General features: G+C 71.6%; 23 protein-coding genes and 1 riboswitch. Of the genes, 11 read left to right on the forward strand and 12 right to left on the reverse strand.

Annotated features, from left to right (window positions below):
• Positions 1–14: 14 nt before the first annotated feature.
• From bioD to bioB, 3 genes are read right to left on the reverse strand one after another with little or no spacing between them, the layout of a single operon-like run.
• Positions 15–731: a dethiobiotin synthase gene (bioD, locus tag ACFU97_RS28765; protein WP_384262157.1), complete on the reverse strand. Its 717-nt coding sequence runs from the start codon at positions 729–731 to the stop codon at positions 15–17.
• Between the two features lie 2 nt (positions 732–733).
• The gene (locus ACFU97_RS28770) at positions 734–2,020 is read right to left on the reverse strand and encodes an adenosylmethionine--8-amino-7-oxononanoate transaminase (protein WP_384262159.1); all 1,287 of its coding nucleotides are present in this window, start codon (positions 2,018–2,020) and stop codon (positions 734–736) included.
• Positions 2,013–3,209, reverse strand: a complete 1,197-nt coding sequence (bioB, locus tag ACFU97_RS28775; RefSeq protein WP_384262162.1) for a biotin synthase BioB — start codon at positions 3,207–3,209, stop codon at positions 2,013–2,015. The genes ACFU97_RS28770 and bioB overlap by 8 nt, the downstream gene beginning before the upstream one ends.
• A 147-nt stretch (positions 3,210–3,356) precedes the next feature.
• Between bioB and ACFU97_RS28780 the strand changes: the two genes are divergently transcribed.
• A complete protein-coding gene (locus ACFU97_RS28780; protein WP_384262164.1) occupies positions 3,357–4,484 on the forward strand; it encodes an 8-amino-7-oxononanoate synthase in 1,128 nt (375 codons plus the stop codon).
• 61 nt (positions 4,485–4,545) lie between these two features.
• Here ACFU97_RS28780 and ACFU97_RS28785 read toward each other — a convergent pair whose 3' ends face one another.
• Positions 4,546–4,773: a DUF397 domain-containing protein gene (locus ACFU97_RS28785; protein WP_384262166.1), complete on the reverse strand. Its 228-nt coding sequence runs from the start codon at positions 4,771–4,773 to the stop codon at positions 4,546–4,548.
• A gap of 9 nt (positions 4,774–4,782) precedes the next feature.
• Positions 4,783–5,643 (reverse strand): helix-turn-helix domain-containing protein, encoded by an 861-nt coding sequence (locus ACFU97_RS28790; protein ID WP_384262168.1) that lies wholly within the window; start codon positions 5,641–5,643, stop codon positions 4,783–4,785.
• A gap of 213 nt (positions 5,644–5,856) precedes the next feature.
• Here ACFU97_RS28790 and ACFU97_RS28795 point away from each other — a divergent pair, with 213 nt between their 5' ends.
• Entirely contained in the window at positions 5,857–6,315 is a 459-nt protein-coding gene (locus ACFU97_RS28795; protein WP_384262171.1) for an ATP-binding protein, read from the forward strand.
• A gap of 14 nt (positions 6,316–6,329) precedes the next feature.
• On the opposite strand, the gene ACFU97_RS28800 is transcribed toward ACFU97_RS28795, so the two are convergent.
• The 4 genes from ACFU97_RS28800 to ACFU97_RS28815 form a co-directional block, all read right to left on the reverse strand.
• Entirely contained in the window at positions 6,330–6,818 is a 489-nt protein-coding gene (locus ACFU97_RS28800) for a DUF6328 family protein (RefSeq protein ID WP_384262172.1), read from the reverse strand.
• 82 nt (positions 6,819–6,900) lie between these two features.
• On the reverse strand, positions 6,901–7,374 hold the full coding sequence (locus ACFU97_RS28805) for a C40 family peptidase (protein ID WP_384262174.1): 474 nt from the start codon (positions 7,372–7,374) through the stop codon (positions 6,901–6,903).
• A gap of 3 nt (positions 7,375–7,377) precedes the next feature.
• A riboswitch (cyclic di-AMP (ydaO/yuaA leader) is annotated at positions 7,378–7,589 on the reverse strand.
• 338 nt (positions 7,590–7,927) lie between these two features.
• On the reverse strand, positions 7,928–8,236 hold the full coding sequence (locus ACFU97_RS28810; RefSeq protein WP_384262177.1) for a hypothetical protein: 309 nt from the start codon (positions 8,234–8,236) through the stop codon (positions 7,928–7,930).
• Between the two features lie 7 nt (positions 8,237–8,243).
• On the reverse strand, positions 8,244–8,879 hold the full coding sequence (locus ACFU97_RS28815; protein ID WP_384262179.1) for an ATP-dependent Clp protease proteolytic subunit: 636 nt from the start codon (positions 8,877–8,879) through the stop codon (positions 8,244–8,246).
• A gap of 103 nt (positions 8,880–8,982) precedes the next feature.
• Here ACFU97_RS28815 and ACFU97_RS28820 point away from each other — a divergent pair, with 103 nt between their 5' ends.
• Positions 8,983–9,261, forward strand: coding sequence for a type II toxin-antitoxin system Phd/YefM family antitoxin (locus ACFU97_RS28820; protein ID WP_384262182.1), 279 nt, complete (start codon positions 8,983–8,985; stop codon positions 9,259–9,261).
• 115 nt (positions 9,262–9,376) lie between these two features.
• On the opposite strand, the gene ACFU97_RS28825 is transcribed toward ACFU97_RS28820, so the two are convergent.
• Positions 9,377–10,390, reverse strand: coding sequence for an ABC transporter permease (locus ACFU97_RS28825; RefSeq protein ID WP_384262184.1), 1,014 nt, complete (start codon positions 10,388–10,390; stop codon positions 9,377–9,379).
• Positions 10,391–10,532: 142 nt separating this feature from the next.
• On the opposite strand from ACFU97_RS28825, the gene ACFU97_RS28830 reads away from it, so the two are divergent.
• The 8 genes from ACFU97_RS28830 to ACFU97_RS28865 all read left to right on the forward strand — a co-directional run bounded on the left by ACFU97_RS28830 (position 10,533) and on the right by ACFU97_RS28865 (position 17,663).
• On the forward strand, positions 10,533–11,171 hold the full coding sequence (locus ACFU97_RS28830) for a TetR/AcrR family transcriptional regulator (RefSeq protein ID WP_384262186.1): 639 nt from the start codon (positions 10,533–10,535) through the stop codon (positions 11,169–11,171).
• A gap of 111 nt (positions 11,172–11,282) precedes the next feature.
• A complete protein-coding gene (locus tag ACFU97_RS28835; RefSeq protein ID WP_384262189.1) occupies positions 11,283–11,585 on the forward strand; it encodes an urease subunit gamma in 303 nt (100 codons plus the stop codon).
• 10 nt (positions 11,586–11,595) lie between these two features.
• Positions 11,596–11,907: an urease subunit beta gene (locus tag ACFU97_RS28840; protein ID WP_384262192.1), complete on the forward strand. Its 312-nt coding sequence runs from the start codon at positions 11,596–11,598 to the stop codon at positions 11,905–11,907.
• The gene (locus ACFU97_RS28845) at positions 11,900–13,621 is read left to right on the forward strand and encodes an urease subunit alpha (RefSeq protein WP_384262195.1); all 1,722 of its coding nucleotides are present in this window, start codon (positions 11,900–11,902) and stop codon (positions 13,619–13,621) included. The genes ACFU97_RS28840 and ACFU97_RS28845 overlap by 8 nt, the downstream gene beginning before the upstream one ends.
• Before the next feature lie 70 nt (positions 13,622–13,691).
• On the forward strand, positions 13,692–14,366 hold the full coding sequence (locus ACFU97_RS28850) for an urease accessory protein UreF (RefSeq protein ID WP_384262198.1): 675 nt from the start codon (positions 13,692–13,694) through the stop codon (positions 14,364–14,366).
• 123 nt (positions 14,367–14,489) lie between these two features.
• Positions 14,490–15,173 (forward strand): urease accessory protein UreG, encoded by a 684-nt coding sequence (gene ureG / locus ACFU97_RS28855; RefSeq protein ID WP_384262201.1) that lies wholly within the window; start codon positions 14,490–14,492, stop codon positions 15,171–15,173.
• Positions 15,161–15,928 (forward strand): urease accessory protein UreD, encoded by a 768-nt coding sequence (locus tag ACFU97_RS28860; RefSeq protein ID WP_384262204.1) that lies wholly within the window; start codon positions 15,161–15,163, stop codon positions 15,926–15,928. The genes ureG and ACFU97_RS28860 overlap by 13 nt, the downstream gene beginning before the upstream one ends.
• 130 nt (positions 15,929–16,058) lie before the next feature.
• Positions 16,059–17,663, forward strand: coding sequence for an alpha/beta hydrolase (locus ACFU97_RS28865; RefSeq protein WP_384262207.1), 1,605 nt, complete (start codon positions 16,059–16,061; stop codon positions 17,661–17,663).
• A gap of 72 nt (positions 17,664–17,735) precedes the next feature.
• On the opposite strand, the gene ACFU97_RS28870 is transcribed toward ACFU97_RS28865, so the two are convergent.
• Positions 17,736–18,467, reverse strand: a complete 732-nt coding sequence (locus tag ACFU97_RS28870) for a lysophospholipid acyltransferase family protein (RefSeq protein WP_384262210.1) — start codon at positions 18,465–18,467, stop codon at positions 17,736–17,738.
• 262 nt (positions 18,468–18,729) lie between these two features.
• Positions 18,730–19,959, reverse strand: a complete 1,230-nt coding sequence (locus ACFU97_RS28875; protein WP_384262390.1) for a PP2C family protein-serine/threonine phosphatase — start codon at positions 19,957–19,959, stop codon at positions 18,730–18,732.
• Between the last annotated feature and the right edge of the window lie 52 nt (positions 19,960–20,011).

Below are 20,011 nucleotides of genomic sequence, written 5' to 3' on the forward strand. Positions count from 1 at the left end.
CCCCGGTCCGTCGGCTAGGGCGCTTCCCGGGCGCAGAACGTCTCCGCGTTCCAGATCCCGTCCAGCCGTGGGGCGAGCCAACTCCGGGCCGCTGTACGGAAGCGGGCGGGTTGCTGGGCCGCCGCGCCCTCCGGCAGAGCGCCCAGCAGGGGGGCGTCCGTGACGTCCGGGAGGTCGGCCAGGTTGCAGCGGGAGGCCAGGTCGGGGGAGGCGGGCCAGGCGCCGATCACCATGCCCAGCAGGTCGAGGCCGCGGGCGCGCAGTTCGCGTGCCGTCAGCTCCGACGTGTTGAGGGTGCCGAGGCCCGGCGACGTGACGACCAGGACCGGTGCGCGCAGCAGCGCGGCCGCGTCCGCCAGGGTGCCGCCCGCCGGGTCGAAGCGGACCAGCAGGCCGCCCGCGCCCTCCACCAGGACCAGGTCGTGCTCGGTGGCCAGCTTGGCGGCGGCCTCGGCGACGTCCTGCGGGCGCACCGGCGTCATCCCGGCGCGCCGCGCGGCGGTCCCCGGCGCCAACGGCTCGGGGTAGCGGGCGAGTTCCGCCGTGGTGACGGCTCCCGCGAGCCGCGCGACCTCGGCGGCGTCGCCGGGCTCGTCCGGCCGTACACCGGTCTGCGCGGCCTTGAGCACGGCCACCGACCGGCCGGCCGCGAGCGCGTTGGCGGCGACCGCGGCGGTCGTGATCGTCTTGCCGACCTCGGTGCCGGTACCCGTGATGATCAGGATCGGCATGTTCATCCTTCCCGCGCCGCCGCGCACACCGCGCGCGCGATCCGTGCCACGTCGGCGTCCCCGGTGACGTACGGCGGCATCGTGTAGATCAGGTCGCGGAAGGGCCGCAGCCACACGCCTTCGCGTACGGCCGCCTCCGTCGCGGCCTTCATGTCGACCGCGTGGTCCAGCTGGACGACGCCGATGGCGCCGAGGACGCGTACGTCCCGCACGCCCGGCAGCTCCAGGGCCGGCGCCAGTCCCGCCCGCAGCCCCGCCTCGATCCGCTTGACCTCGCCGAGCCAGTCCTGGCCGAGCAGCAGCTCGATCGAGGCGCAGGCGACGGACGCGGCGAGCGGGTTGCCCATGAAGGTCGGGCCGTGGGCCAGAACCGGCACCTCGCCCTGCGAGATGCCGTCGGCCACCTTCGGCGTGCACAGCGTCGCCGCCATGGTGAGGTAGCCGCCGGTGAGCGCCTTGCCGACGCACATCACGTCCGGCGTCACGGCCGCGTGCCCCGCCGCGAACAGCGAGCCCGTGCGGCCGAACCCGGTCGCGATCTCGTCGAACACCAGCAGCACGTCGTGCGCGTCGCACGCCTCGCGCAGGACCCGCAGATAGGCGGGGGAGTGGAACCGCATCCCGCCCGCGCCCTGCACCACCGGCTCGACGATCACCGCGGCCAGCTCGTCCGCGTGCCGCTCGATCGCCGACCGCAACTGCTCGGCGTACGACTCCTCGTACGCGGCCGGGGGAGCGTCCACGAACACCTGCCGGGGCAGCACTCCGGTCCACAGCTCGTGCATCCCGCCCTCGGGGTCGCACACCGACATCGGCTGCCAGGTGTCGCCGTGGTAACCGCCGCGCCAGGTCAGCAGCCGCCGCTTGGCGGGCCGGCCCAGCGAACGCCAGTACTGCAGGCACATCTTGACCGCGACCTCGACCGACACCGATCCCGAGTCGGCGAGGAAGACATGCTCCAGACCATCGGGCGACATGTCGACAAGGAGCTTCGCGAGCCGGACGGCGGGCTCGTGCGTGAGCCCGCCGAACATCACATGGCTCATCCGCCCCAGCTGCTCGCGCGCGGCCTCGTTGAGCACCGGGTGGTTGTAGCCGTGGATCGCCGACCACCAGGACGACATCCCGTCGACCAGCTCGCCCGAGCCGTCCGCCAGCCGCAGCCGCAGCCGCACCCCGCTCGCCGACTCCACGACGAGCGGTTCGGCCCGGCCGGGCATGGGGCCGTACGGATGCCACACATGCCGCCGGTCCAGCTCCAGCAGCTCGGGGACGGGCAGGTCAGGCATTGGGCGCGAGGTCCGTTCCGGCACCGCGGCGGCGTACGGCGACCAGGTCGGAACGCAGCTCGTTGGCAGCGGGCACGGCCGCGGCCGTACCGCACACGCCGCCGCCCTCGTGCGACCCGCACCCGGCGTCCTCGTGGGACTCGCAGCCGGCGCCGGCGTGGGAGCCGCAGCCGCCGCCCGCCGTCGCCCGGTGCTCCGGCAGCGTCACCTCTCCGGCGCCCTCCACCTCGAACCCGGCGTCCGCGATCATCTCCAGGTCGGTCCTGCCCGCCTGCCCCTCGCTGGTGAGGTAGTCGCCGAGGAAGATCGAGTTGGCGAGGTGCAGCGCGAGCGGCTGCATCGTGCGCAGATGCACCTCGCGGCCGCCCGCGATGCGCACCTCGACGTCCGGGCACACGAACCGCACCATCGCCAGGATGCGCAGGCAGCGCTGCGGGGTGAGGTGCCACTCCGTGGCCAGCGGGGTGCCCTCCATCGGGATCAGGAAGTTCACCGGCACCGAGTCCGGGTCCAGCTCGCGCAGCGAGAAGACGACGTCCACCAGGTCCTCGTCGCTCTCGCCCATGCCGGCGATCAGACCCGAGCAGGCGGACAGCCCGGCGGCGTGCGCCTTGGACACCGTGTCCACCCGGTCGGCGTACGTGTGGGTGGTCGTGATGTCCCCGTACGTCGCCTCGGACGTGTTCAGGTTGTGGTTGTAGGCGTCCGCGCCCGCCTCACGCAGCCGCTCGGCCTGGCCGTCGGAGAGCAGGCCGAGACAGGCGCACACCTCGACGCCCTCGTTGCCGTCCTTGATCGCCTTGATGGTGCCCGCGACCCGGTCGATGTCCCGGTCGGTCGGACCGCGCCCGGAGGCCACCAGGCACACCCGCTTGGCGCCGCCGGCCAGTCCCGCGGCGGCGGCCTGCGAGGCCTGCTCGGGCTTGAGCCAGGTGTACTTGAGGATGTCGGCCTTGGAGCCCAGGCGCTGCGAGCAGTACGAGCAGTCCTCGGGACACAGGCCCGACTTGAGGTTGACGAGATAGTTGAGTTTCACCCGTCGGCCGAACCACTTCCGGCGCACCTTCCCGGCCGCGGCCACCACGTCGAGCACGTCGTCGTCCGAAGTGGCGAGAACGGCCAGAGCTTCCTCGCGGGTCGGCAGCTCGCGCCGAAGCCCCTTGTCCACCAGCGTGTTCAGCAGGTCCATGAGAGCCGATCCTGTCCTACCGACCCGCTCCGGGCCAAGGAGAGAAGGAACAAGAGAGTCACTTCGTCGTGTGTGTATTGCCACATCATGGGGTGGCGCCCGTCCGGCTAGTGTCTGTCCACTGCCTACAAAAGTCCCGGAGGAGTCATGGCGTTCGGCTGGATCGACGAACAGGCGCGCCAGCGCCGTCGCGCCGGACTCGTACGGACCCTGCGGCCGCGTCCGTCCGGCTCCCCGCTCCTCGATCTCGCGAGCAACGACTACCTGGGTCTGGCCCGCCACCCCGAGGTCACCGAGGGCGCGGCCGCGGCGGCGCGGACCTGGGGCGGCGGCGCGACCGGGTCCCGGCTGGTCACCGGCACGACCGAGCTGCACACCGAGCTGGAGCGCGAGCTGGCGGACTTCTGCGGCTTCGAGGCGGCCCTGGTCTTCTCCTCCGGCTACGCCGCCAACCTCGCCGCGGTCGCCACGCTGGCGCCGCACGGTTCGCTGATCGTCTCCGACGCGGGCAACCACGCCTCCCTCATCGACGGCTGCCGGCTGGCCCGGGGCGCCAAGCAGGTGGTCGGGCACGCCGACCCGGAGGCCGTGCGCAAGGCGCTGCGGACGCACGAGGGCCCGGCCGTCGTGGTGTCGGACACCGTCTTCTCGGTCGACGGTGACGCCGCCCCGCTGGCCGAACTGGCCGCCGCCTGCCGTGAGCGCGGCGCGGGACTGCTGGTGGACGACGCCCACGGCCTGGGCGTCCTGGGCGAGGGCGGCCGGGGTGCCGCGGACGCCGCGGGACTCGCGGGCGCGGACGACCTCGTCGTCACGGTCACGCTGTCCAAGTCGCTCGGCAGCCAGGGTGGAGCCGTCCTCGGTCCCGCCAAGGTCATCGACCATCTCGTCAACGCGGCCCGGACGTTCATCTTCGACACGGGACTCGCACCCGCCGCTGCGGGCGCTGCCCTCGCGGCCCTGCGGCTGCTGCGCCGCGAGCCGCAGCGGGCGGCACGGGCGCGCTCGGTGGCCGCCGAGCTGCACGCACGGCTGAGCGCCGCGGGTCATGAGGCGGTACGCCCGGACGCCGCGGTGGTCTCGGTGCGCGCGCCCTCCCCGGAACAGGCCGTGCAGTGGGCGGCCGACTGCCGTACGGCCGGCCTCGCCGTGGGGTGCTTCCGTCCTCCTTCCGTGCCCGACGGCATCTCACGGCTGAGGCTGACCGCCCGTGCGGACCTGACCGGGGCAGAGATCGAACGCGCTGTCCTGGTGATCGGCGAGACGCGACCATGAGTCGGCGTGACACGGCCGTGTACCGCGCGATGCAGGACTGATCAGGACTGATCAGAAATGGTCAGGACACGACTGCGGCCGTGAAGTCCGTCCAGCTCTCGGGGGAGAAGAGCAGGGCGGGACCGCTCGGGTCCTTGGAGTCGCGCACGGCGAGCAGCCCGGCCAGGGGCCCGGAACAGGGTCGCGCCGTTTCGACGCAGTTGTTCGCTCCGGTGCTGTAGCTGCTGCGCAGCCACCGCACACCGTGCAGATCGGTACTGGAAGGAACGTGCCGAGGAGGTGCAGACATGGTGCCTCCTTACGCGCCGTCACCTATCGCGGCGATGTAATCCAACGAGTCCTCGGGCGAAAGGGCGTGGGACTGGAGGTCCTTGAAGGCCTCGCTGTAAGCCCGGAGGTCTTCTTTCCGTTCGAGGTAGAGGCTACTCGTCAAGTGGTCGAGAACAACCACGTCCAGATCAGAAGTGCTCGAAAACGAGAAGATTACGAAAGGCCCCGTGACGCCGACATGCGCACCGGCGGCGAACGGCAGTACCTGCAGCCGCACTTGAGGCAGATGCGCCGTGTCCAGCAGGCGCCGCAGCTGAAGCGCCATGACGTCGGGGCCACCGACCTCCCGGCGCAGCACCGCCTCGTCCAGCACCGCGCTCAGGCTCAGCGGCCGGTCCGAGCGCAGAACGTCCTGCCTGGCCAGCCGGACCTCGACCAGCGCGTCGAGATCGGCGTCCTCCAGCCCGCCGACCGCCGCCCTGGTCACCGCGCGTGCGTAATCGGGCGTCTGGAGCAGACCGGGCACCACGGACGTCTCCAGCGTGCTCATCGCGCTCGCCTGGGACTCCAGGCTGATGAAGTCGCGGTAGGTGGGCGGCAGCACCCCGCGATAGGCGTGCCACCAGTGGTGCCGGCCGCCGCTCTCGTCGGACCCCGCCAACACCAGCAGCAACTCCCGCAGTTGGGCGTCGGAGACGGCGTAGACGTCGAGAAGTAACCGCACATCGGCCGGTTTCACCCCGCTGGCGCCGGTTTCGATGCGGCTCACCTTCGACTGGTGCCAGCCCGCGAGCCGGGCCGCCTCACCACTGGTGAGCCCCGCACTCGCGCGCAACTCACGCAATTCGGCGCCCAGCTTCCGGCGGCGCACCGCGGGACCGTGCTGCATGCGCTACTCCTTACTCCTTCCGGGCCACCCAAATACGGTCTCCCGTCGCAGAGTTCACCGCATCGAGCGACAGATATATGCATATCTTGGTGGATCGCCACCCGTGACAGGCGCAGTAATGGCAGTCTGGCGACGAAGCACCAGTCCGGGACCGTACTCGAACCATCCGCTCCGTGTCGGACTCCGGCCCCGTGGGAAAGGGACGACCGCGCCATGGCAGACCATCTGGAAGCATCCGTCACTCTGCCGAGCGAGCCCGCCTCGGTCTCCGCGGCCCGCGGCTACGTCGTCGACACGCTCGCGGAGTGGGGGCTTCCAGCGAGCAGCGACACCGCCGAGACCGTCCGGCTGATCGTCTCCGAACTGGCCACCAACGCCGTACAGCACACCTTCGGGCAGTCACCCACCTTCACGGTGGACATCCAGCTCCACCGTGACGAGGAGCTGCGCATCGGTGTCACGGACTCCCACCCCCGCTTCCCGAAGCGGCTGCCCGCCGCCGTCCAGCAGGACAACGGCCGGGGCATGGTGATCATCCGCTGGCTGGCTGCGGAGTGCGGCGGACGGCTGCGGGTTCGGCCCACCAGGGAGGGCGGCAAGACGGTCTCCATCGAACTGCCGTGGACCGCCCCGGCGGAGCCCGTGACGGCAGGAGGGCAGCAGGAGCCGTAGCGGAGCGGCTGGGCTCAGTCGGACGCGGCGGCACGGCGCACCAGCCGGGGCAGCAGTCCCCACAGTCCGAGGCACACGCAGAGGGTCGCGGCACCCGCGGCCGCCCCCGCGGCGCGGCTGTGCGTCGTCACATCGACCACCAGCAGCACCGATCCGGTGAAGGCGAACATCAGCACACCCATGCCGACCGTGGCGAGCCTCGACGAGACCTGCACGATGTGCGGCTTGGCGCCGCGCCGGAAGAGCGAGCGGTGCAGCGCGGCGGGCGCGGTGAACAGCGCGGCCGCGAGGACCGTGAGCAGCAGCGTGATGACGTACGTGCCGCGCTGGAGCGCGTCGAGCGACGGGAAGCGCTGGGTGAAGGCCAGGCTCAGCAGGAAGGCGAAGAGGATCTGGACCCCGGTCTGGACGACGCGCAGCTCCTGCAGCAGCTCGACGAAGTTGCGGTCGGCGCGCTCGAGCGGCGTCTCGTTGCGCGCGGTACAGCGACGGTGCTCGGACATGTCCTACGGGTATCCCGCCGAGCCCGGGTCAGGCCCCGCGGGGACGGCGGCGTGTCAGGTCGCCGCCGTCCCCGCGGGAGAGTCAGCTGACCCGGCCGTACCAGACGCTCTTCGTCCAGATCTTCTGCAGTTTCACGACATCGCCCGTCTTCGGCGCGTGCCAGATCTTCCCCTTCCCCGCGTAGATGCCCACGTGGTAGACGCTGGAGCCCGAGTGGAAGAACACGAGGTCTCCGGCCTTGCGGCTCCTCGCGGAGATGTGGTGGGTCCGGTTGTACTGCTGGGCCGCCGTGCGGGGCAGCTTCTTGCCCGCCTTCTTGAACGAGTACAGCGTGAGCCCGGAGCAGTCGAACCGGCGCGGCCCTATGGCGCCCCACTTGTACGGGGAACCCTTTTTGGAGGCCGCGATCTGAAGTGCCTTCGTCGCCGGCGTGGCGGCCGCGGCGTCGGAGGCGACACCCGGGACCACGATGGAGCCGCCCACTGCGGCAATGGTGAGAGCCGAAGCCGTACCGGCCCGGACCATGAGCGACGGGACACGATTGAGCGCAGTCATGCGCAACCCTTCGTCAGCCGCCTGTGAAGGATGACCTGTCGGATTCGGGCTGGCGAAGTTGCCCGGCCGCTGACGCGGCTTCACCCCAAGGGCTGCTCGACCCGGCCATGGCGTGACCGTTCCGGCGACCCGTCGTGCTTGGGTCCTCCACTCCTGCCGATCCACTCCTGTCGACCAGTCATCCGCGCGGCGGCAGGACTCGGCGTCCGCCCGGATCGCCCCGCCGCTGCGGCGGGGGCTTGTCGTCAGACAGGGATCTTCGCCTACCGATGTCCGAAAATCCCAATGGAACCGGGGATTTGTGTTGTTACTCACCACTCGCCCGTTCGGGTGGACACCCCTGTGTTCGAACAGGTGTTGAGGGCCCGGACGAGCCTCGGACCAGCGGCGGAACGCTCCATTCCGCCCTGAGGGCACGCGCGTTGCGCAACTTGGGCGGTCGAAAAATTGGACCTGTGTCTACTCCAAAAGGCGGTACCTCATTTGGTCCGTTTAGAGGCCGGTCCGGACACCTCGCCGTCGAAGCGCGGTGTCCGGGCCGTCCGAGCGTGCGTCAACTGTCGGGGTGTGCGGGCACCGTGACCCGCGCCGTACGCCGCTCGCCGTCCAGCACCCGCAGGGCGCGGACCAGTGTCGGCGCGTGCACCTCGGTCTCGCCGCGCTGGTGCATCAGCGCCAGCGCGTCGCGCAGCTCGACGGCCTTGCCGACCAGCGCCTGCGCGGCCCGCAGCCCGCGGTAGGTGTCTCCGTGGCGCGCCGGATTGATGCGTCCGAGCAGGTCGACGACGTCGAGGTAACGGTCGATCAACTCGCCCTCGGCGCGCGTGAGGGCGGGCAGCGGCGGCAGTTCGGGTGGCAGCACCGGTCGCTCACCGCCCGGTGGGCGGGGCGAGGGTGGCCTTACGGCTGGTGACGATGCGGTCCACCAGTCCGTACTCCAGCGCCCCTTGGGCGTCGAGGACGTGGTCGCGCTCGATGTCGGCGCTCACCTGCTCGTGGCTGCGCCCGGTGTGCCGGACGAGCATCTCCTCGAGGCGGTCCCGCGTCCGTGTCATCTCGTCGGCCTGGATGGCGAGATCGCTGGCCTGGCCCTGGACCGGTTCGTACAGGGCCGGCTGATGGATCATCACGCGCGCGCCCGGCAGCGCGAGCCGCTTGCCGGGCGTGCCGGCCGCGAGCAGCACCGCCGCGGACGACCCCGCCTGCCCCATGCAGATCGTCTCCACGTCGCACCCGACGAAGCGCATGGTGTCGTAGATCGCGGACATGGCCGTGAAGGAGCCGCCGGGGGAGTTGATGTAGAGCGAGATGTCGCGGTCCGGGTCCTGGTACTCGAGGTGCATGAACTGCGCCATTACGTCGTTCGCCGACGTGTCGTCGATCGGCGTGCCGAGGAAGACGATCCGCTCCTCCAGCAGCTTCGAGTACGGATCCATCGTCTTGTGCCCGGCACCGGTGCGCTCGGTGAACTCGGGCAGGACGTAGCGGGCGGACGGTCGGGTCATGGCATACCCCTCCTCACGGCAGAGCTGTCTCTCACGGAGCGGTCTCTCGCGGAGCTGTCTCTGTAAAAAATGTACAGGACGTACATGACGTTATGATGGGGGTATGGCCTACGAGATTCCGGTGACGCAAGCCAGGGCTGAGCTCGCCGACCTGATCAACCGGGTGGTGTACGGCAACGAGCGCGTCGTCGTGACGCGCCACGGAAAGCCCCTCGTCGCCCTGGTCTCCGCCGCCGACCTGGAGCGACTCGACGCGCTCGACGAGCCCGCGGAGGAGCAGGTGATCAGCGCCGTCTCCCGGGTGCGCGAGGTTGGTTCCGCTCCCCGTGAACGGCGGCGGTTCGGCATCGCCGCCGAGCACCGGGGCCCGAACCCCTCGTAGGGACACGGGGTACCCCGCCCGGGGCCGGGCAGCCCCCGCAGAGACGAGAAGACCGTGCACCCCCGTCCGCTACAGCGGGGGTGCACGGTCGGTCGTGTGCGGCCGGTGCGTGCGGTCAGCCGACCGGCGCGAGCTCCCGCTCGGCGGCCGGGGAGGCGGACCTCGTCCGTCCCCGCAGCGCGCTGCCGAGCAGTACGGCACCCAGGCCGAGCGCGGCCCACCAGGTGAGCGTCAGCGCGGGGCCGGTCGCCGCGGCGCCGTCGAAGAACGACACCGAGCGCAGCAGGGAGGTGCCGGCACCCGGCGGCAGCCACTGGCCGATCGTGCCGACCGGGTCGGGCAGCATCTGCGGGGCCGAGGAGGCGCCGGAGAACGGGTTGCCGAACAGCATCACCACGCCCGCGGCGACCCCGACGCCGGCGTTGCCGAGGAGTGCGGCCAGCCCGGCGACGGCGGCGCTCACGGCGAGCGTCGCGAGGCCCAGCACGCCCGCCTCCGTCCACCAGTCACCGGTGAGCACCCCGAGCCAGCTGTGCGTGATGCCCGCCGCGGCCATGCCGGTCAGGGCGCCGGCGGCCACCAGGGCGGCCACGGCGCGCAGGCCGCGCAGTCCGAGCAGGGTCACCACCGAGCCGGCCGCGATCCCGGCCAGGGCGAGCGGCAGCACGCTGGAGGTGAGGGCCGCGCCGCGCGGGTCCTTGGCCGGGGCGGCTACGACGTCGACGGTCTTCACCGGGGTGCCGGTGGCCGACGCCTGCTGCGCCACCGCCTGCTGGAGCATCTGCGCCACCACCGGGCTCGCGGCGGACGCGGTCAGCAGTTCCGGGCCGTGAGTGGTCACCACGACCGCGCCGTATACGGTCCGGTCCTCGATCGCGTCCCGGGCGGCGGCCTCGTCGGCGTAGCGGTGGATCTCGAAGGCGCCCCTGTGCCGTGTCAGTTGCTGCTCCATCTGCGCGGTGGCGGCGGTGGGCCCCGCGACGCCGAGCGGCAGGTCGCGGGGAGCGGTGCGGGCGGCCGGCCAGGCGAAGGCCCACAGGGCCAGCGCGGCCAGGGCCGGGACGAGCACGGCGATCGCGATCAGGCGGCGGGTGTGGGTCCGTGCGGGGGTAGCGGATGCGGGGGACATGGGTTCCTCTCCGGGGAGCGGGTGGCGGTGGGTGGTGGGCGGTGGGTCTTAAAAAGAAGGATCGTTCGTTTTAGTGGTGTCACCACCGTCCTGCGGATGCCGGGGCTTGTCAAGAAGGAATGTTCGTTTTACTTTGGGGGCCATGGCCCGCGTATCCCAGGAACACCTCGACGCCCGCCGCCGGCAGATCCTCGACGGCGCCGCCGTGTGCTTCGCCCGCAACGGCTTCCATGCCACGTCCATGCAGGACGTGCTGAAGGAGGTCGACCTGTCGGCCGGCGCGGTGTACCGCTACTTCAGCGGCAAGGACGCGCTCATCGCCGCGATCGTCGGCGAGGTGCTCGGCCAGGTCCACGAGGGCTTCGAGGAGGCGGCCCGCAGCACCCCGCCCCCGCCGCCGGACGACCTGGTCGCCTCGGTGCTCAGCCGGGTGCTCGCCACCAAGGAGTCGGTCACCGTGGACGGGCGGCCCGCGTTCCCGCGCCTGGTCGTCCAGGTGTGGACGGAGACGCTCCGCAACGAGGAGCTGGCGTCGCTCCTGCGCGAGGGCTACGGCGTGGTGCAGCAGACCTGGGCGCGCATCGTCGAGGCCTACCAGGACGCCGGGATGATGCGCCCGGACGTGACCCCCGACCACGTGGCGCGCACCATGATGGCCGCCGCGATGGGATTCCTCGCGCAGCAGGCCCTGTTCGGACCCGCGCCGGCCGAGATCCTGCGGGAAGGACTCAGGGGGCTGATGAGCGTGCGGGAGCGGCACTCCGGATCACAGTCCGGTTAACGTGGCCGAAACCCGGCCCAACTAGCCTCCGATCCACGCCACCAGGGACTTTGCCCCGGGGCTGCGGCAACCGGACCCCGCACGGTCCGGGCGAGGACTGTGAGGTGGGACGTGCAACTGACCCCGCACGAGCAAGAGAGGCTGCTGATCCACGTCGCGGCCGACGTCGCCGAGAAGCGCCGGGCCCGCGGGCTGAAGCTCAACCACCCCGAAGCGGTCGCGCTCATCACCTCGCACATCCTCGAAGGCGCGCGTGACGGCCGTACGGTCGCCGAACTCATGGCCTCCGGGCGCAAGTTGCTCACCCGCGAGGACGTCATGGAGGGCATCCCCGAGATGATCCACGACGTCCAGGTGGAGGCGACCTTCCCGGACGGCACCAAGCTCGTCACCGTCCACGACCCGATCGTCTGAGGGGGCCTCGATGATTCCCGGCGAGATCCTGTTCGCGGACGAGCCCGTCGTCTTCAACGAGGGCCGCGAGGTCACCCGGCTGACCGTCCTCAACGCCGCCGACCGGCCCGTCCAGGTCGGCTCCCACTACCACTTCGCCGAGGCCAACCCCGGTCTGGACTTCGACCGCGCCGCCGCGCGCGGCCTGCGGCTCAACATCCCGGCCGGTACGGCCGTGCGCTTCGAGCCCGGCATCCCCGTCGAGGTGGAACTCGTCCCGCTCACGGGTGCCCGTGTGGTGCCCGGGCTGCGCGGGGAGACCGGAGGTGCCCTCGATGCCTGAGATCTCGCGCGCCGCGTACGCCGACCTGTTCGGACCCACCACCGGCGACCGCATCCGGCTCGCCGACACCGACCTGCTGATCGAGATCGACGAGGATCGCTGCGGCGGGCCCGGACTCGCCGGTGACGAGGCGGTGTTCGGCGGCGGCAAGGTCATCCGCGAGTCCATGGGCCAGTCGCGTGCCACGCGCGCGGACGGCACCCCGGACACGGTCATCACGGGTGCGGTCATCGTCGACCACTGGGGCATCGTCAAGGCCGACGTCGGGCTTCGCGACGGGCGGATCACCGGCATCGGCAAGGCCGGCAACCCCGACACCATGGACGGCGTCCACCCCGACCTGGTGATCGGGCCCGAGACGGAGGTCATCGCCGGCAACGGGCGCATCCTGACCGCCGGCGCCATCGACGCGCACGTCCACTTCATCTGCCCGCAGATCGCCGACGAGGCGCTGTCCGCCGGCATCACGACGCTCGTGGGCGGCGGAACCGGCCCGGCCGAGGGCTCGAAGGCGACCACCGTGACGCCCGGTCCCTGGCACCTGGCGCGGATGCTGGAGGCGATGGAGCAGTACCCGCTCAACATCGGCTTCCTCGGCAAGGGCAACACCGTCTCGCACGAGGCGATGCTGTCGCAGATCCGCGGTGGCGCCCTCGGCCTGAAGCTGCACGAGGACTGGGGCTCGACCCCGGCCGTCATCGACGCCTCGCTGACCGTCGCCGAGCAGACCGGCATCCAGGTCGCCATCCACACCGACACCCTCAACGAGGCCGGTTTCGTGGGCGACACGCTCGCCGCCATCGCGGGACGCGGCATCCACGCGTACCACACGGAGGGCGCGGGCGGCGGGCACGCGCCGGACATCATGACCGTCGTCTCCGAGCCGCACGTGCTGCCGAGTTCGACGAACCCGACGCGGCCGTTCACCGTCAACACCGCCGAGGAACACCTCGACATGCTGATGGTGTGCCACCACCTCAACCCGGCGGTGCCGGAGGACCTCGCCTTCGCCGAGTCGCGGATCCGGCCGTCCACCATCGGCGCGGAGGACATCCTGCACGACCTGGGCGCCATCTCGATCATCTCCTCCGACTCCCAGGCCATGGGGCGGGTGGGCGAAGTCGTCCTTCGCACCTGGCAGACGGCGCACGTGATGAAGCGGCGGCGCGGCGCGCTGCCGGGCGACGGGGCGGCGGACAACCGGCGGGTGCGGCGGTACGTCGCGAAGTACACGATCAACCCCGCGCTCGCGCAGGGTCTCGCCCGGGAGATCGGGTCGGTGGAGACCGGCAAGCTCGCCGACCTCGTGCTGTGGGAGCCGGCGTTCTTCGGGGTCAAGCCGCACCTCGTCATCAAGGGTGGGCAGATCGCGTACGCGCAGATGGGCGACGCCAACGCCTCGATCCCGACGCCGCAGCCGGTCCTGCCGCGGCCCATGTACGGGGCGATCGGGCGGGCGCCCGCCGCGAACTCCGTCAACTTCGTGGCACCGCTCGCGATCGAGGACGGGCTGCCGGAGCGGCTGTCTCTGGGCAAGCGGTTCGCCGCGATCGAGTCCACGCGCGGGGTGACCAAGGCGGACATGCGTGAGAACGACGCACGGCCGCAGGTGAGGGTCGATCCCGACAGTTTCGCCGTGCACATCGACGGCGAGCTGGTGGAGGCGACGCCCGCCGCCGAACTGCCCATGGCCCAGCGGTACTTCCTCTTCTGAGGCGGCGTGATGCTGAGGTACGTGACGCCGAGCGGGCGTGATTCCGGAGTGCGTGATGGCAGGGCGCGTGATGTCTAGGGCCGCGCTGCTGGTCCTGGCCGACGGGCGTTTCCCCGCCGGGGGGCATGCGCACTCCGGTGGGGCCGAGGCCGCGGTGAAGGCCGGGCGGATCACCGGGGCCGCGAGCCTGGAGGAGTTCTGCCGGGGGCGGCTGCAGACGGCGGGTCTGGTGGCCGCGTCGGTGGCCGCCGCGGGCGTACTCGGCGTGGACGCGGTCGAGTTGGACGCGGCCGCGGACGCGCGGACCCCGTCGCCCGCGCTGCGGGTGGCCGCGCGGAAGCTGGGGCGGCAGTTGCTGCGGGCAGGTCGTGCGACGTGGCCGTCCGGCGAACTCGACGCCCTGGCACGGGAGTTCCCCAAGGGGGTGCATCAGCCCGTGGTGTTGGGTCTGGTGGCCCGGGCGGCCGGGCTGGGAGCGGCGGACGCCGCCTACTGTGCGGCGTACGAGTGCGTGAGCGGGCCGGCCGGTGCGGTCGTGCGGCTGCTGAGTCTCGATCCGTTCGACGCGACGGGGGTGCTCGCCCGGCTGGCGCCGGAGGTGGACCGGGTGGCGGACCGGGCGGTGGAGGCGGCGCACGCCGTCGTCGGCGGGGGCGTCGGCGCGCTGCCCGCGGGGTCGGCTCCGCTGCTGGAGATCTCGGCCGAGCTGCACGCCGGGTGGGGGGTCCGGCTGTTCGCCTCGTAGGCCCTCGCCCCCGCCGCTCCCCCCGTAGCAACCCAGCCGCCTCTCGCCGCAGCCCCCTCAGTCTCTCGCCTCACCGCCCCGACAGCCCCGTACCGTCCCCGCCGAATCGTTGGAGCCCTTGCCATGCACCTCGACCACGCTCACTCCCACGCCGGGCCCTCCGCCCTCAGCGCCGACGCCCGGCGTCCCGACGGAACACGCCGCGCCCTGCGGATCGGGCTCGGCGGGCCCGTCGGGTCCGGGAAGACCGCGACCGTCGCCGCGCTCTGCCGAATGCTGCGGGACGATATCTCCCTCGCCGTCGTCACCAACGACATCTACACCCGCGAGGACGCCGAATTCCTGCTGCGGGAGGCCGTGTTGCCGCCCGAGCGGATCACGGCCGTGGAGACGGGCGCCTGCCCGCACACCGCGATCCGGGACGACATCTCCGCGAATCTGGAGGCCGTGGAGGATCTGGAGGACGAGGTCGGGCCGCTGGACCTGATCCTGGTCGAGTCCGGCGGGGACAATCTCACCGCGACCTTCTCCAAGGGGCTGGTCGACGCCCAGATCTTCGTGATCGACGTCGCCGGGGGCGACGACATCCCGCGCAAGGGCGGGCCCGGGGTGACCACGGCCGATCTGCTCGTCGTCAACAAGACCGACCTCGCGCCGTACGTCGGGTCCGACCTCGAGCGGATGGCGGCCGACGCCAAGGCGCAGCGGGCCGAATTGCCCGTCGTCTTCCAGTCGTTGCGCGGCGAGGCCGGCGTGCGGGACGTCGCCGCCTGGGCGCGGGGGCAGCTCGCCGCGTGGACGGCGTGAACGTGAGCGGGGTGCGCGCCGCCGCCCGGATCGTCGCCCGCCCGGACGGCCGGGGCGGTACGGCCCTGCCCGTGCTGGAGGGGGACGGGCCGCTCGCCCTGCGGCGGACGCGGGGGAGCGCCGAGGAGGCACGTGTCGTACTCGTCGGGGCGATGAGCGGGCCGCTCGGCGGGGACGAGTTCGCGGTGCGCGCGGAGGTGGCGGACGGAGCACGGCTGCGCGTCGGGTCGGCCGCCGCCACCATCGCGCTGCCGGGTCAGGCCAAGGGCGCGGCGCGTTACGACGTGCGGCTCCGGGTGGACGGCGGGGGCGAGTTGGAGTGGCTGCCCGAGCAGCTGATCTCCGCGCGGGGGAGCGAGCTCCACGTCACCACCAGGGCCGAGCTCGCCGCCGGCGCCCGGCTCGTGCTGCGCGAGGAACAGGTACTCGGACGGGCCGGGGAGGAACCCGGGCGGCTGACCAGTCGTCTTACGGTGTGCGTCGAGGGACGGACCGTGCTCGACCAGGAACTGGCCTGCGGGCCCGGGGCGCCGGGCGGGTGGGACGGTCCTGCCGTGCTGGGCGGGCATCGGGCGATCGGTCAACTCGTCGTCGTACGACCGGAGTTCGCGGCGCAACCGGTGGCGGCCCGGGTGCTGGGCGAGGACGCCGTCGTCATGCCCCTGGCCGGGCCCGCCGCGCTGGTCGGGGCCGTGGCGGCCGACGCGCTGCGGCTGCGGCGGGTGTTGGACGAGGCGCTGGCCGCTCTTCGGTGACGTTCCGCTGAGCGGGACGGCCATCTCCGTTTATCGGATTGGTAAAGAACGTAAACGACCCCTGTTCTCAGACAGTTCACAGCCGACAGGATCCCCCTACCGCCGAATTGACACATGGGGAGGGTCAAACTTGAGGCGAATGAGACCGAACAGGCGGGTCACCGCGCTCGGCTCGGCCGGAGCGCTCGTGACTGCCACACTCATAGCCGGCGCCGTAGCGGCGCCCAGTGCAAGCGCGAGCGGGAGCTCGCGGGGCGGACAGGACCGCGAGGCCCGCGGTGCCGCCATCGCCGCCCAGCAGGCGGCCAAGACCGGTATCGACTGGGCCGACTGCCCGGCCGACTGGGGCCTGGCCAAACCCATCCAGTGCGGCTGGGTGAGCGTGCCGGTGGACTACGCGAAGCCGTACGGCAAGCACATCAAGCTCGCCGTCGACCGCATCGGCAGCACCGGGACGAAGGACGAGCGGCAGGGCTCGCTCGTCTACAACCCGGGCGGTCCGGGCGGTTCCGGACTGCGCTTCCCGACCCGGGTCACCAACAAGAACCCGGTGTGGGCCAACGTGGCCAAGGCGTACGACTTCGTGGGCTTCGACCCGCGCGGCGTCGGCCACTCCGCGCCCATCTCCTGCATCGATCCGCAGGAGTTCGTGAAGGCGCCCAAGATGGACCCGGTGCCGGACACCGAGGCGGACAAGCTGGCCCAGCGCAAGCTGGCCCGCGAGTACGCCGACGGCTGCGCCGAGCGCACCGGCAAGGCGATGCTCTCGCAGATGACCACGCCGAACACCGTGCGCGACCTGGACGTGATCCGTGCCGCGCTCGGCGAGAAGAAGCTCAACTACCTGGGCGTCTCCTACGGCACCTACATCGGCGCCGTCTACGGCACCATGTTCCCCGGCCATCTGCGCCGGATGATCGTGGACAGCGTGGTCAACCCGTCGCGGGAGAAGATCTGGTACCAGGCCAACCTGGACCAGGACGTCGCCTTCGAGGGCCGCTGGAAGGACTGGGAGGACTGGGTCGCCGCCAATGACGCCGCCTTCCACCTCGGCACCACGCGCGCGGCCGTCCAGGCCAAGTGGCTGGAGCTGCGCGCCACCGCGAAGAAGAACCCGATCGGCGGGGTCGTCGGCCCGGCCGAGCTCATCGGCTTCTTCCAGAGCGCTCCGTACTACGACTCCTCGTGGGTGCCGGTCGCCACGGTGTTCAGCAAGTACGTCGCCGGCGACACCCAGGCGCTGGTCGACGCGGCCGCCCCGGACATGTCCGACACCGCGGGCAACATCTCCGCGGAGAACGGCAACGCGGTCTACACGGCGGTCGAGTGCACGGACGCCAAGTGGCCCACCAGCTGGCAGAAGTGGGACCGGGACAACACCGCGCTCAACAAGAACTACCCGTTCATGACGTGGGCCAACGCCTGGCTGAACCTGCCGTGCGCCACCTGGCCGGTGAAGCAGCAGAACCCGGTGAACGTCAAGACCGGCAAGGGCCTGCCGCAGGTCCTGATCGTGCAGTCCACGCGTGACGCCGCCACTCCGTACGACGGCGCCGTCGAACTGCACCACCGCTTCAAGGGCTCCCGCCTGATCACCGAGAAGGACGCGGGCTCGCACGGTGTGACCGGCCTGGTCAACCCGTGCATCAACCAGAAGGTGGACGCCTACCTGGTGAGCGGCAAGCTGGACGCCGCGGACGTGACCTGCACCCCGCACGCCACGCCCAAGCCGTAAGCGCCACCCGTACGACGTGAGGGGCGGCCGGAGATCTCCGGCCGCCCCTCATCCGTGTGCGCGTCCGGCGCGCTATCCCAGCGGCATCCGCGGGAACCGGCGCTCCTTCTCGGCGGTCTTGTCCGCCGCGCTCTGCTCCGCCTTGGCGACCGCCGCGTACTGGTCGACGTACTCCTGCTCGGAGAGCGTCAGGATCGCGTACATGATCTCGTCGGTGATGGCCCGCAGGACCGCCTTCTCGTTCTCCATGCCGGCGTAGCGGGAGAAGTCCAGGGGCTTGCCGAAGCGGATGACCACGGGGTGCAGGTTCGGGATGACCTTGCCGGGCGGCTGGGCCTCGAAGGTGCCGATCATCGCGCAGGGGATCACCGGGACCTGGGCCTTCAGGGCCATCACCGCGACGCCGACCTTGCCCTTGTAGAGGCGGCCGTCGTGCGAGCGGGTGCCTTCCGGGTAGATGCCGAGCAACTCGCCCTTGCTCAGCACGCCGAGGCCCTCGCGGATCGCGGCCTGGCCCGCCTCCTTGCCGGTGCGGTCGACCGGGATCTGCCCGGCGCTGCGGAAGAAGGCCGCGGTCAGCCGGCCCTTGACGCCGGGTCCCGTGAAGTACTCCTTCTTCGCGAGGAAGGTGATGCGGCGCTTGAGCATGGCCGGCATCAGGAAGTGGTCGGAGAAGGACAGGTGGTTGCCGGCGACGATGGCCGGGCCCTCCGCCGGTACGTTGTCGAGACCTTCGATACGGGGCCGGAAGAACAGTCTCAGCAGTGGTCCCAACAACACGTATTTGAGCACGTAATAGAACAAAGGGGTCGCTCCTCACTCCGGCGGATCGCCTGGGCCGCCTCGTTCCAGCAGGTCAACCGGCGTGTCGTGGGGTTGCCAGTGTATGTGCAGGCGCAGTTCGCCGGAACACGGTGGACACCGCGTAGCGGGCGTGGCGACAACTGCGGCACCAGCCTCCAGTTACCGGCCGGTAGACAGCAACCCGAAGCCGCATCATGGCGCGATCACGCTCAACTGCTGGCGTACGCCCGGCTCTTGTGCCTACGCGAATCCCTCTGCTCGCTCACAGCCGGACGATGACCAGGGCCGTGTCGTCGGTGGCACCCCCCGGTGGCAGCAGCTCCAGGAGCACCGCGTCCGCGAGGGTCTCGGGGGCGTCGGTGCGGTGGTGGAAGAGCGAGTCGGCGAGCCGGTCCAGGCCGGTGTCGATGTCCTCGCGTCTGCGCTCGATCAGGCCGTCGGTGTACAGGACGAGGGTGGCGCCCTCGTCGTAGCGCACGGTGGCCTGGGGTCTGGGGATGGGGTCGACGCGCGCGTCCAGCGGCGGGTCGGTGGCCTTGTCGAGGAACTCGATGTGCCCGTCGGCGTGGACGAGGACCGGCGGCGGGTGCCCGGCGCTGCTGTAGGTGATGGTGTGCTCGTCGAAGTCGATGAACGTCGTCACGGCGGTGGCGGACTCGGCGCCGTCGACCACGTGCGCGTACCGGCCCAGCACGTTCAGCGCCTCGGCCGGTCCCGCGGCGACGCGGGAGGCGGCGCTCAGCGCGCTGCGCAGCTGCCCCATCACCCCGGCGGCGGGCAGCCCGTGCCCCACCACGTCGCCCACCGCCACCCCGATGCGGTTGCCGCCCACCAGGTCGACCACGTCGTACCAGTCCCCGCACACGTTGAGCGCGCCGACCGCGGGCCGGTAGCGCACGGCGGCGTCGTGGTGGCCGACCTGCCGGCGGGCGGGCAGCATCGCCTCCTGGAGCGCGAGGGCCACCTCCCGCTCGCGGGCGTGGGCCTGGCGCAGCCGCTCGTTGAGCTCCTGCAGCTCGCGGGCGCGGGTGTAGAGCTCGGCCTCGAGCACCCGGGACCGGCTGCCGGTCGGGCCGCCCCGGGCCCTGATCAGCTCGGTGACCTCCTCGACACGGTGCACCATCAGCACCACGTTCCCGTCCGCGTCGCACACCGGGGCGTTGACCGGGCTCCAGTAGCGCTCGTCCCACTCGCCGGGCCGCTCCGGGTCCTCGACGTCGTAGCGTTGCAGGGCCATGGCGTCGCGCTCGCCGGTCTCCTGCACCCGTTTGAGGGAGGCCGCGAGGTTGCGCATGCCGGACGCCGTGGAGTCGTTCGGATTGTCCGGGAAGACGTCGAACAGATAGCGGCCCACGACCTGCTCACGGGTGCGGCCGGCCATCCGCAGGAACTCCTCGTTGGCGTCCGCGTAGACCAGCCCGGGCGTCAGCAGCGCCACCATGCCCGGCAGGCACTGGAACACCGCCGCGTAGTCGATCGCCTCGTCGTCCATGGCCACCGCCTTCACCGCCGGTTTCACGCCATTTTCTCGCGTCCTGCGACAT

Origin of the sequence: Streptomyces sp. NPDC057616 (assembly GCF_042800575.1) — a bacterium.
Taxonomy (GTDB): Bacteria; Actinomycetota; Actinomycetes; order Streptomycetales; family Streptomycetaceae; genus Streptomyces.